Below are 12832 nucleotides of genomic sequence, written 5' to 3'. Positions count from 1 at the left end.
GTCCAGGGCCGAGCCTTTGCATAGGCTTCGCCGATCGCTACAGGAGAACGACTCATGGGCCTCAACGCCGACTGGATGCAACGCGACCTTTCCGTGCTCTGGCACCCCTGCACCCAGATGAAGGATCACGAACGCCTGCCGGTGGTGCCGATCCGCCGTGGCGAGGGCGTCTGGCTGGAAGACTTCGAGGGCAAACGCTACCTGGACGCCGTCAGTTCCTGGTGGGTCAATGTCTTCGGCCACGCCAACCCGCGCATCAACCAGCGCATCAAGGACCAGGTGGACCAGCTGGAGCACGTGATACTGGCCGGCTTCAGCCACCAACCGGTGATCGAGCTGTCCGAGCGCCTGGTGAAGATCACGCCGAAGGGCCTGGACCGGGTCTTCTACGCCGACAACGGCTCCTCCGGCATCGAAGTAGCGCTGAAGATGAGCTACCACTTCTGGCGCAACCAGGGCCGGGAACGCAAGAAACGCTTCGTCACCCTGACCAACAGCTACCACGGCGAAACCGTGGCCGCGATGTCGGTGGGCGATGTCGCCCTGTTCACCGAAACCTACAAGTCGCTGCTGCTGGACACCCTCAAGGTGCCGAGCCCGGACTGCTTCCTGCGCCCGGATGGCATGGGCTGGGAAGAGCACTCCCGCGCCATGTTCGCCCACATGGAGCGCACCCTGGCCGAACACCATGGGGAAGTGGCGGCGGTCATAGTCGAGCCGCTGATCCAGGGTGCCGGCGGCATGCGCATGTACCACCCGGTGTACCTGCAACTGCTGCGCGAGGCCTGCGACCGCTACGGCGTGCACCTGATCCACGATGAGATCGCCGTCGGCTTCGGCCGTACCGGGACGATGTTCGCCTGCGAGCAGGCCGGCATCGCCCCGGACTTCCTGGTGCTGTCCAAGGCCCTGACCGGCGGCTACCTGCCGATGGCCGCGGTGCTCACTTCCGACGCCGTCTACCAGGGTTTCTACGACGATTATCAGACCCTGCGCGCCTTCCTCCACTCCCATACCTACACCGGCAACCCGCTGGCCTGCGCCGCCGCCCTGGCGACCCTGGACATCTTCGAAGAGGACCGGGTGATCGAGGCCAACCGCAAGCTGGCCACGCGCATGGCCACCGCCACCGCGCACCTGGCAGCGCACCCGAACGTCGCCGAAATTCGCCAGACCGGCATGGTGCTGGCCATCGAGATGGTCCAGGACAAGGCCAGCAAGACGCCCTACCCCTGGCAGGAGCGCCGTGGCCTGAAGGTCTTCCAGCACGCCCTGGAGCGTGGCGCCCTGCTGCGCCCGCTGGGCAACGTGGTGTACTTCCTGCCGCCCTATGTGATCACCGAGGAACAGATCGACTTCCTCGCCACGGTCGCCAGCGAAGGCATCGACATCGCCACCCGCGATGCGGTCAGCGTGGCGGTGGCGGCCGACCTGCATCCCAACCATCGCGATCCGGGGTAGAAACAGCTACAAGCTGCAAGCTATAAGCCGCAAGTCGAAGCGGTTAAGCTTGCAGCTTTCAACTTGCCGCTTGCAGCTGCCCTATGCGCCTATCCCGCTTCTTCATCGACGCCCCGCTCTCCCTCGGCCAGCACGAACTGCCCGAAGCCCAGGCCCACTACATCGGCCGCGTGCTGCGCCTCGCGGCTGGCGACGCCGTGCAGCTGTTCGACGGTTCCGGTCAGGAGTACCTGGGAGAACTGGTGGAGGTGGGCAAGAAGGCGGTGCGCGTGGAACTGCGCGAAGCCTTCGCCGGCCTCGCCGAATCGCCTCTGCGGGTGCATCTGGGCCAGGGCCTGTCGCGCGGGGAACGCATGGACTGGGCGATCCAGAAAGCCACCGAGCTGGGCGTGGCGCAGATCAGCCCCATCGTCAGCGAACGTTGTGAAGTGCGCCTGAAGGACGAACGCGCCGACAAGCGCCTGGCCCACTGGCGCCAGGTCGCCATCAGCGCCTGCGAGCAGTGCGGCCGCTCGGTGCTGCCGGTGATCCACGCTCCGCTGACCCTGGCCGACTGGCAGCGTCAGGTAGAGGCCGATCTCAAGCTGGTCCTGCACCCGGTGGCCGAGCCCCTGGCAAGCCATGCCAGGCCCGGCACCCTGGCCTTCCTCATCGGCCCCGAGGGTGGGCTGACCGAGACCGAAGTGGAGGCGGCAAAGACGGCCGGATTCCATGCCGCGCGCCTTGGCCCACGGGTGCTGCGCACCGAAACCGCGCCGGTGGTGGCGCTGAGCGTGGCGCAGCAGTTGTGGGGAGATTTCTGAGGGCAGGCTTGGGGAAACGTTGGGCCTCGCTTCGCTCGGCACCAACCTACGGCAGGCCTTCGGCCTGCTTGGCGAATGAATTCACCCCCACAGATGGTTCGTAGGGTGGATAGCGCCTTTCTATCTACCAGCGCGGCCATGCCGAACCACGATTGGTGGACCGGTGAAGCGTGGTCCACCCTACGGAAGCGAGTCGTCCCCGCAGGGGCCTAGATCAGCCCGGCATCCGCCAGCATCTGTTCCAGACCCACCAGGTCGGGGATTCTCGCCACGTCGGTGCCCAGTTGCACCGCATCCAGCTCCAGTCTCGACAGCGGCGCATTGGCGCGGGGGAGGTCCTCTTCCAGCTTCAGGGAGCGGGGGATGCCTTGCAGCAACAGGGCGATGAACTTCACATGGGGCCGGCCGCCCAGGGCGTTGAGCACAGCGACACGGGCGCCAGCACCAACCTTGGCTTCCCCCCCGGCGGCAGCCTCGAAGGACAGCAGGGGCAGGCGCAGGTCGCGCCAGGCCACCTGACCCAGCAGCCAGCCAGGCAGGCCCGCTGTCGCCTGGGGCGCGCGGTAGGGAATGAGTTCGGCGAGCGCCACGTTGGGCACCAGCAGGGTTCGGTCGGCCAGGGGCAGCAGCAGCCCGGTGAGGCTGGCGGCGCTGTTCTGGGTGGTAACGGCTTGGCTCATGGGAGTTCCTTGCACTGTGCGGCCAGATGTTCGACCAGCTTGGCGGCGAGTTCGCGCGGATCGCCGCTGAACGCGCTGTAGCCGCCTTCGCGCAGGCTGTCGGGCATGCTCGAGCAGGCGCAGGATTCGGCGCTCTGGGTCCAGATCAGACCGCCCTGGCGACGCAGATAGGCGGCAGCGGCACTGCCATCGCTGCCCATGCCGCTGAAGGCGATGACGCCGCACTGGGCGCCGTACTGCTGGGCCAGATTGAGCATGGCCTGGTCGATGGACGGGCTGTAGGGTTCCGGCCAGGGGCGATCGCCCACCTGCATGCGGCCATCGTCGGTGAAACCCAGCTCGCGGCTGATGGGCACCACCACCACCTCACCACAGCGCACGGCTTCTCCGGGGCGTGCCTGGTTGACGTGCCACTGGCTGTGGCGGCCCACCGCCTGGGGCAGCGCGCCCTCGAAACCGGGATCGATGTGCTGGGCATAGAGGAAGCCGATCGGCAGGCCGCCGGGCAGGGCGTCAAGGAACGCCTTGACCGCCGCCGGACCACCGAGGGAAGCGGCCAGCAGCCAGACCTGGCGCGCTGGCTCGCCCGCCACCAGCGGGGTATCGGCCAGGGCCCTGGGCAGCTCCAGGCGCGCGGGGCGCTGGGCCTCGGCCAGCAGGCCTTCCAGGCTTGGCCCCACGGCCACCGCCGGGTCGCCCACCAGTTTCTTCAACTTGCCGAACAACCGCCGCTCCCAGCGCGGGTAATGCTCGGAATGCCGTTCCGGGGCATGTCCCTCGCCGAACAGCACCGGCGCGCTGGCGTGCTCCAGCAGGTTGTCCACCAGCGGCGAGTCCTCGGACAGCGCCAGGTCCACCAGCCAGAGGTCCGCTTCGCAGCCGGCCAGGGCCTCTTCGTCGAGGCGGGCGGGGTCGTTGTTGAGCACCACCTGGTAGCCGTTGCCGGTCAGCGCCTGCTGCAGCACATGACGCTGCAGCGAGGTATCGGCGAGCACGGCGATGCGTGCGGAAGTCTTCTCTGTCATGTCCGTTTGACCAGGTGCTGGATGGTTTCGAGCAACAGGGATTCCTGGTAGGGCTTGCCCAGGTAGTCGTTGACGCCGATGGCCATGGCGCGCTCGCGGTGTTTCTCGCCGGTACGCGAGGTGATCATGATGATCGGCAGGTCCTTCAGGCGCTCATCGTGCCGCACCAGGGTGGCCACCTCGAAGCCGTCCATGCGCGGCATCTCGATGTCCAGCAGCATGATGTCGGGCCGCTGCTCCTGCAGCAGGGCGATGGCGTCCACCCCGTCCTTGGCGGTGAGCACGTTCATGCCGTTGCGCTCCAGCAGGCGGCTGGTGACCTTGCGTACGGTCACCGAGTCGTCCACCACCATCACCAGTGGCGGACGCTCCAGGTCCACCTCCGCCGGCAGCAGGTTGGCGCTGGCCGAGCGCAGCTGCGGCTGCACCAGGTGGGCATGGCGCGATCGGATGGTCGCCAGCAGGTCGAGGATCACCACCACGCGGCCGTCGCCGAGGATGGTCGCGCCGGAGATGCCATGGACCCCGGCGAACTGCGGGCCGAGGCTCTTCACCACGATCTCGCGGGAACCCACCAGGGCGTCCACCTGCACGGCCACGGCGTGCTCGCTGGAGCGCACCAGGATCACTGGCAGCGGCAGGCTCTGACCCACCAGCTTGGGGTGCTGGCCGTTGTCCAGCAGGTCGCCCAGGTACTTCAGCTCGTAGTTCTGCCCGGCGTATTCGAAGCGCGGCGCATCCGGCTGGTAATAGGTCTCCAGCTCGTACGGGGAGACCCGCACGATACCTTCGATGGTGTTCAGCGGGATGGCGTAGAGGTCTTCGCCGGAAAGCACCATCAGCGCGCGGTTCACCGACACGGTGAACGGCAGGCGGATGAGGAAGCGGCTGCCCGCGCCCGGCGTGGAGTCGATGCTCATGGTGCCGCCGAGCTGCTTCACCTCGGAATGCACCACGTCCATGCCGACGCCCCGGCCGGAAATCTGGGTGACCTTGTCGGCGGTGGAGAAGCCCGGTTCGAGGATGAACTGCAGCACCTCGTGGTCCGAGAGGTCGGAATCGGCATCCAGCATGCCACGCTCGATGGCCTTGCGGCGCACCGCTTCGAGCTTGATGCCGGCGCCGTCGTCGGCCAGGGTCAGGACGATATCGCCCCCCTCGCGGTTGAGGTTCAGGCGGATGGTGCCCGCCTCCGGCTTGCCGGTGGCGCGGCGCACCACGGCGCTTTCGATGCCGTGGTCGACGGCGTTGCGCAGCATGTGTTCCAGGGGCGCCACCATGCGTTCGAGCACGGTACGGTCCATCTCGCCCTCGGCGTTGCCGACGACGAATTCCACCTGTTTATCCAGTTCGCTGGCCACCTGCCGGACGATCCGGCGCAGGCGTGGCACCAGGCGGTCGAAGGGCACCATGCGGGTGCGCATCAGGCCTTCCTGCAGCTCGGTGTTCACCCGCGCCTGTTGCAGCAGCAGGGTTTCCGCGTCGCGGTTCTTCGCCGCCAGGGTTTCCTTGAGGTCGAGCAAGTCGGAGGCGGACTCGAACAGCGCCCTCGAGAGCTGCTGCAGCTGCGAATGGCGGTCCATTTCCAGCGGATCGAAGTCCTCGTAGCCGGCGCGCTCGGCCTCGGCCTGGTAGCGGCTGAGGATCTGCGCCTGGGTCTCGGTGTCGAGACGACGCAGCTGGTCGCGCACCCGCTCGATGGTGGCTTCCATCTCGTTGAGGGTGAAGCTGAAGTCACTGACCTGCTGCTCCACCCGGCCACGGAAGATGGAGGTCTCGCCGGCCAGGTTGACCAGGCCCTCCAACAGCTCTGCCGGCACCTTCACCAGCTCCTGGGGCGCGCGGCGCGCCGCGGCTTCCTGGGCGGCTTCCTGGGCGCGCCGAACGAAGGGCAATGTGCGCTCTTCAGTGGCGGTGAGCGGTTGCACGCTGGCGGCGACGATGGGGCTGGCCAGGTGCGGCACGTCCGGCTGGCTCGGCGCCGGAGGCGCAGCGAGCTGGTCCTCGGCCAGGCTGCGATCCAGTCGCTGGCGCAATTCGTCCAACTCGGCCTGCAGGCCTTCGTAGCCGGACTGCACGTCGAGGAACAGGCTTTCCGGCCAGGGCGCACCCTGCTGCTGGGCTTCGATCAGGTGCTGTTCGAGGTCGTGGGAGAGGTCGCCCAGGCGCTTCTGCCCGGCCAGCCGCGCACCGCCCTTGAGGGTGTGCAGCACGCGCAGCAGCTCATCGATGTGGGCGCCTTCCTCGCGCGCCTCTTCCCAGCGACCGATGGTGGTCTCCATGGTCTCCAGGAGGTCGTCGGCCTCCTCCAGGAAAATGTCGAGGATGTCCGCCTCGGCCACGGCCTCCAGGTCGTCCTCGACCGCTGGCGACAGGCGCACGCTGCTCGGCATGCTCAATTGTTCGTCAGGATTGCTGCGCCAGGTCTGGATGGCCTCGACCAGCGCCTTGCCATCCGGCAGCGGACGGCGAGCGCGCACCGCGTCGAGCATTTCGCTCAAGCGGTCCTGGCAGGCCTGGAGCAGGCCGAACAGCGCCGGGACGGCCCGCAGGCGGCCGTTGCAGAGCCCTTCGTAGAGGAATTCAAGTTCATGGGCGAGATCGCCGATCGGGCCGATTTCGGCCATCCGCGCACCGCCCTTGAGAGTGTGCAGGTCCCGTTGCAGGGCCTCCACTTCAAGGCTGTTTTCCGGGGACTCGATCCAGCGCTGCAGGGCGGCGCCGGCACTGTCGAGGATGTCGAAGCCTTCCTCGAGGAAGATCTCCACCAGCTCCGGGTCCTGTTCGCCGACGAAGGGCTGGGGGGGCACATCGTAGGCAGCCGGCTCCTCGGCAGCCTGCAGCGGCTGGGGTTCTTCCAGGGCCAGGTCGGCGTCGGGCTGCTCCAGCAAGGCGCCCTGGTCCGCAATCTCCTCATTGGCGGCGTCGAAGGGCTCGCACAGGTCGATGGGATCTTCCCGCCCGCGCTCTTCATCGTCGAAGGCTTCAAGCTCGGGCAGCGGTTGCACCACGGCCGCGGACAGGCTCTGCGCACCACCCTGACGGAAACCACGGATATCCTGGATCAGTTGCAGCGGATCGCTCAGGGCACGGTGGGCCTGCAATTGCTCCAGGAGCGCAGCGAGGCAGTCGTGGCTCTTCTGCAGCAGGCCGGCGAGGCGCGGCGAGTGGCTGTAGCGGCGATCCACCAGGCCTTCATATAGGGACTCCAACTCGTGGGCGAGGTCGCCGATGGGGCGGATCTCGGCCATGCGCGCGCCACCCTTGAGGGTGTGCAGGTCACGCTGGAGGGCCAGCAGCGCCGGGTTGTTGCCCGGCTCGCCGAGCCAGCGCTCCAGCGCCTTGCCAGCGCTATCGAGGATGTCCACCGCCTCTTCGAGGAAGATCGCCACCATCTCCTCGTCCAGCGCAGCCGGGACCTCGGCCTGGGGTGCGGCGGGCTCCTCCTCGGGGTCGAAGGCGGCCAGTTCCGCCGAAGCGACGTCCTGTGTCACCAGCGGCTCTATTGCGCCCTCCGGTAATGATGCACGGGAATCGGCGGAGGCCCAGTCGGGGCCATCCGCATCCAGCGCTTCGGCCTGCAATTCAGGGGCGGCGTCCGGCTCCAGCAGCGCCAGGGTGGCCGGGTCTACCTGGTCCTGCAGCAGACTGCGCAGGGCCTCGGCACGTTCCGGCCGGGCGCTGACCTCCATGGCGGCGGCGACCTGGTCCATCATGCCGATCAGGGCTTCATGGGCGGCCTCGACCTCGCCGAAAAAGCGCTCGCTGACCGGCAGGCTGCCCTCGTCGACGGCGCCATAGACGTCCAGCAGGGCTTCGCAGAGTTCTTCGATCTGCGGCAGCTCGGCCATCTCGGCGCCTCGGCCGAGGGTACTCAGTTCGTCCAGCAGTGCATCCAGTTCCTGGCGCTCGGCCGGGTGCTCGCGCCAGCGGCGCAGCAGGTCCTCGGCATCCAGCAGGATGTCCATGCCTTCGGCGAGGAACAGGGAGATCATCTGCGGGTCGCGGGCTTCGCCCTTGTCATCGCGGCGCGCGGCGCTGGCAGCGTCCAGCCGCTGCTGATGCAGCTGGCGGATGCGTTCCAGCAGCGCTTCGGTGCCGGGGACGGGCGACAGCGGTGTACTGTCCAGTTGCTCCACGCCCTTGCGCAGCAAGGCCAGGGCCTCGCGCAGCAATTCGGCCTCGGACAGGTCGATGCTGAGCAGGTTGGTCTTGAACTCCTTGGCCAGTTTCTCCAACGGCGTGGCGATCTCGGCGATCGGCAGGATGCCGGCCATGTGCGCGCTGCCCTTGAGGGTGTGCAGCGCGCGCTGGAGGTCGTCGTTCACCGCCTGGGGCAACTCGTGGTCGCAGGCCTTGACGAAGCCGGCAAGGGTTTCCAGGTGGAGCTCCGCCTCGTTGCGGAAGATTTCCAGCAGCTGCGGGTCCAGCATCTCGCCGGACTCGGTGATGACTGGAGCGTGCAACTCGCCCACGGGCTCGACGGCCGGCTCTGAACCCGGGGCATCAGATTTTGGGAGGCTCTGCCCCTTGGCCAGGGCATGGGCGGTGGCGGCCAGCAGGTCGACATCGTCGCGCTGACGCTGTGCCTTGGCGGCGTATTCCTCGACCAGCTCCGGCAGCAGGTCGACCACGTCCTGAACCACCTGCTGCACCGGTTCCCCGGCCTCGATGCTGCGGTCCAGCACACGGTTCAGCAGGTTCTCCACCGACCAGGACAGCTCGCCGATGATCAGGGCACGGACCATGCGGCCGCTGCCCTTGAGCGTGTGGAAGGCACGTCGCACTTCGCCGAGTGGCTCGCGGTCATTGCTGTCGGCACGCCAGCGCGGCAGGTGTTCGGTGAGGGTCTCCAGCACTTCGCCGGCTTCCTCGATGAAGACCTCCTGCAGTTCGTCGTCCACCGGCTCCTCGTCGGCGGCCGGCGGCAGGAGGCTCGGCGGCACTTCGCGGGCCGGCGGGTTGAAGGCCGGGACCGGTACGGCCATGACCTCGGCCAGGGACAGCGGACGCTCGGCGACAGGTTCGGCCGCCGGCGCTTCTTCCGGCGCAGCGGACAGCTCCACCTCGGGCAGGCCGAGTTCGGCGAGCGCGGCCTCATCCCACTCCAGAGGCGCCGGCAGGTCTTCCAGGCTCAGGGGATCCAGTTCGGCCACCGGTTCCCCGTCCGGCAGGGCGTCCAGCTCGTCGAACTCCAGGCTCGGCAACGCCTCGGCGGATGCCGGCAGGTCCAGGCCGGGGGGATCGCCCGGCAGGGCCGCTGGCAGTTCTTCCAGGTCGGCCAGGTCGAAGCTGGGCAACGGCTGGGATTCGTCGAATGCCAGGGGTGCGTCCAGGCTGAGGTCGAGCAGCTCGTCCTCCTCCGGGAGCAGCACTTCGGTTTCGCCGGGCAGGCTGTCCAGCTCGGTCAGGTCCAGGCTCGGCAGCGCGTCCTGTGCGCCCAACGCCAGGGCAGGCTCCAGTTGCGGCTTGGTGGCGGTTGCCAGTTCCAGGGGGGCATCCAGGCTGAAATCGACACCTTCGGCCAGCGGCTCGACCTCCAGTTCAGACAGGCTCCAGTTGTCGTCGGAAACCAGCAGTTCGTTGTCAACGGCCGGCCGGGGCGCGGCTTCGACTGATTCCAGCGGCGCGTCCAGGCTGAAATCGATGCTTTCGGCTGCCGACTCGACGTTCGGCTCACCCAGGCGCCAGTTGTCGTCGGCAACCAGCAAATCGCTATCGGCAAGCAGCTGTGGCGCCGCCTCGACCAGTTCCAGCGGCGCGTCCAGGCTCAGGTCGATGCTTTCGGCAGCCGGCGCGGCGTCCGGCTCACCCAGGCGCCAGTTGTCGTCGGCAACCAGCAACTCGCTATCGGCGATCCGCTGTGGCGCCGCTTCGATCAGTTCCAGCGGCGCATCCAGGCTCAGGTCGATGCTTTCGGCAGCCGGCTCGGCGACCGGATCGCCCAGGCTCCAGTTGTCGTCGGACACCAGCAACTCGTTTTCGGCGGCCGGCAGTGGCGCGGCCTCGACCGGCTGCAGCGGCGCGTCCAGGTCGAAGTCGATGCTCTCGGTGGCCAGCGCGCCTTCGGCCGGCGCTTGCGGCGCGAACGAAAATGGCAGCACCTCGGCCGGGGGCATGGCCGCTTCGGGCTCGTCTTCCGGTTCCAGGTGCTGGCTCAGCTCCGACTCCTCCGCAGCCAGCACTTCGATTTCCTGCAACGGATCGGCCAGGGGCGCCAGGGGCTCCTCCTCCTCCGGCGCATCGAGGATGGAAGGCTTTTCCTTGAGCGCGTAACCCAGGGATTCCAGGCTTTCCTCGGCCACATCGAGGATCAGGTCACCGGAAGCCGCGTGGTCCTCGGACAGGCGTTCGAGGTAGTACTCGACACTGGTGATGGCGTCGGCCAGGGTGTCCAGGCTCTGCCAGTTGGGCACCGCCTTGCGCGCCAGGAGCTGTTCCTGGATATAGCGGTTGCAGGCTTCCAGCAGGGCGGCGGCACGCGCCAGCGGAATCATCGCCAGGCCGCCACGGGCCTGGGTCAGCAGCTCCGGCACGCGGGCCAGGTGCTCGTGGTTCCACTGCGAGGCGATGAACTCGATGATCGCGTCCTTGGCCTGTTCCAGGCCGTTGCGCGCTTCCTTGATCACCAGTTGGTGGATCTGCGCCACGTCGGTGGTGGGCAGGTGGCTCTCTTCCGCTGCGCCCTCTTCCGCCGGGCCGACCATGCCGGCCAGGGTCGCCTCCACATAGAGCAACGCGCCAGCCACATCCATCAACACCGCGTCGCTGGGCTCGCGCTGGCCGAGGGACAGGCCGTGGATCACGTCGATCTGGTCGAGGATGACCTTGCGCGGCTGGCCGAAACCGAGCACCGCCAGGGTGTCGGCGATCTGTTTGAGCGGCGGCAGCAGGGAATCCAGTTCGGTGACGCCGCTGCGGTCGCTGCGCACGAAGAGGTCAAGGCTGTCCTTGACCCGCACCAGCTCTTCGCAGAGGGCGGTGACCACCGAGCGCATGGCGTCGCGGTCGGGGCCGGCGAGGCGGGCCCGCTCCTCGTCCACCACCGAGGTGTCCGGCAGGGCATCGTCGAGGCGATAGCGCTCCTTGAGCGCGCGAATGCGCGGCGACTGGGCCGGTGCCTTGGCGATGTAGAACAGCAGGTTCTTCACCAGCTCTTCCGGGGCCGCCTGGTTGAAGCCGTCGGCGCCCTGCTCCAGCAGGCGCTTGAGTTCGTGGTCCACCTCGCGCAGCAGGTTGCGCACGGTGGAACCGTTGACCACGCTGCCGTTGGCCAGGCCTTCCACCAGGCCCGAGGCAATCTGCCAGAGCGGTCCGAGCGGCGCGTCCTGACAGAGGGATTCGAGGCGGGCGAAAACCCGCGCCATGTAACCGAGGTTGGTGGCCAGGTCCTGGTTGCGGATCACTCCCACCAGGGCGGCCTGCAGCATCTGCCGCAGCTTGCGCAGCAACACCGGCAGTTCGGCGGTGCGCATGCGCGCCAGGGTGTCCCTGGACAGCGCCGGCATCACGACGGAAAGGTCCGGCGCGAACAGGCTGGTTTCCGACAGCAGGTTGTCGCCACGAGCGGCGCGCAGGTCGTTGAGCAGCGGCAGCAGCACCATCGGCAGGTCGCGGCGGGCGCTCTGGATGCGGTCGAGGTAAGGCGGCAGCTGCAGGATGGCCTGCATCAGCACTTCCAGGGCCTCGCCGCGATTGGTCGCGCGCCCCTCCATCAGGGCCTGGGCCAGACGCTCCATTTCCTCGGCGAGCAGGGCAGCGCCGTAGAACTCGACCATCTGCAACGTGCCCTGGACCTGATGGATATAGGTCAGGCAGAAACGCATGCGCGTAGGGTCCTGCGGGTTCTCGACGAAGGCCTCCAGGGCCTGCCGCGCCTGCTTCAGGGTTTCCGCGATCTCGCCCTTGACCCACTCGAGGGCGACGTAGTCGTGCCGATCAGTCATAGCCGTCTGCTATCCCTTCCGGGTGAATGCCAGAACCAGTTCATTGGGCACCGGCTCGAGGTCCGGGTGCTGCCAACCCATCACTTCGCCCACGCCCAGCACCATCAGGCCCCCCGGCGCCAGGCGCTCGGCCAGGCGATTGAGGATTTCCCGGCGGCGCCAGCGGCGGAAGTAGATCAACAGGTTCTGACAGAAAATTACGTCCATGCCGGACATTGGCGCCTTGGCCAGTTCCAGCACATTGAGCCTTGCACAGCACACCCGTGCGGCCAGGCTCGGCACTACCTTGTAACGGCCATCGTCCTGGGCCTGGAAATAGCGCTCGGCGAGCTTCGTTTCCAGCTGTTCCAGGCGCCGGGGCGCATAGCGCCCCTCGCGGGCCTTGGCCAGGGCGCTGAGGCTGATGTCGGTGCCGGTCACGCCGAAGTAGTCCGGTCGTTCAGTCCCGCGAAGTGCCTCGGCCGCCAACATGGCCAGTGAATAGGGTTCCTCGCCGCTGGAGCACCCCACGCTCCAGACTTCCAGCGGACGCTCCAGGCCGGCTTCGACGCGCCCGCGCAGATAGCCGGCGAGCAGCTCGAAGGATGCCGGGTGCCGGAAGAAGCGGGTCTCCTGCACGGTCAGGCGGTCCAGCAGGGTGGACCACTCCACCGCACCGCGCGGCCCGTCGGTCACCTGGCGGTAATAGCTGGCATAGTCCGCCACCCCCAGCTCGCGCATGCGCGCGCTCAGGTTGGTCTGGAGAAAGGAGCGGCGCTGGTCAGTGACCACCACGCCGGTGCGCTCCTCGAGCAGCTTCTGCCAGTCGTGGAACTCCGCTGTCGTCATGTCGGCCAGGGGTTTCAAGGCCCAGACGCCGCCTGGCTGCATGCTGTCGTGCCCTTGATTCATGGCCGTCGTGCCGCGGCCTCAGACCG

6 protein-coding genes are annotated in these 12832 nt (G+C 67.8%); 2 read left to right on the top strand and 4 right to left on the bottom strand.

Annotation, left to right across the window (positions count from 1 at the left end; translation table 11 throughout):
* Positions 1-54: 54 nt before the first annotated feature.
* Positions 55-1461 carry an adenosylmethionine--8-amino-7-oxononanoate transaminase gene (locus ACFW0H_RS07315; RefSeq protein ID WP_422913230.1) on the top strand — a complete coding sequence of 469 codons (1407 nt, stop codon included), beginning with the start codon at positions 55-57 and terminating at the stop codon, positions 1459-1461.
* An 83-nt stretch (positions 1462-1544) separates the two neighbouring features.
* Positions 1545-2264, top strand: a complete 720-nt coding sequence (locus ACFW0H_RS07310; RefSeq protein ID WP_422913229.1) for a 16S rRNA (uracil(1498)-N(3))-methyltransferase — start codon at positions 1545-1547, stop codon at positions 2262-2264.
* 209 nt (positions 2265-2473) lie between these two features.
* On the opposite strand, the gene ACFW0H_RS07305 is transcribed toward ACFW0H_RS07310, so the two are convergent.
* Genes ACFW0H_RS07305 through ACFW0H_RS07290 form a run of 4 tightly spaced genes read right to left on the bottom strand, consistent with a single transcriptional unit; the run spans position 2474 to position 12785 of the window.
* Positions 2474-2944: a chemotaxis protein CheW gene (locus ACFW0H_RS07305; RefSeq protein ID WP_422913228.1), complete on the bottom strand. Its 471-nt coding sequence runs from the start codon at positions 2942-2944 to the stop codon at positions 2474-2476.
* Complete coding sequence (locus ACFW0H_RS07300) at positions 2941-3969, bottom strand: chemotaxis protein CheB (RefSeq protein ID WP_422913227.1); 1029 nt, start codon at positions 3967-3969, stop codon at positions 2941-2943. Before ACFW0H_RS07300 ends, ACFW0H_RS07305 begins: the two co-directional genes overlap by 4 nt.
* Positions 3966-11915, bottom strand: coding sequence for an Hpt domain-containing protein (locus tag ACFW0H_RS07295; RefSeq protein WP_422913226.1), 7950 nt, complete (start codon positions 11913-11915; stop codon positions 3966-3968). Before ACFW0H_RS07295 ends, ACFW0H_RS07300 begins: the two co-directional genes overlap by 4 nt.
* 9 nt (positions 11916-11924) lie before the next feature.
* A complete protein-coding gene (locus tag ACFW0H_RS07290) occupies positions 11925-12785 on the bottom strand; it encodes a protein-glutamate O-methyltransferase (RefSeq protein ID WP_422913303.1) in 861 nt (286 codons plus the stop codon).
* Positions 12786-12832: the final 47 nt, after the last annotated feature.

This window comes from Metapseudomonas cellulosilytica, from assembly GCF_049334135.1.
Lineage (GTDB): Bacteria > Pseudomonadota > Gammaproteobacteria > Pseudomonadales > Pseudomonadaceae > Metapseudomonas.
This window is presented reverse-complemented; position numbering and strand designations above follow the sequence as displayed.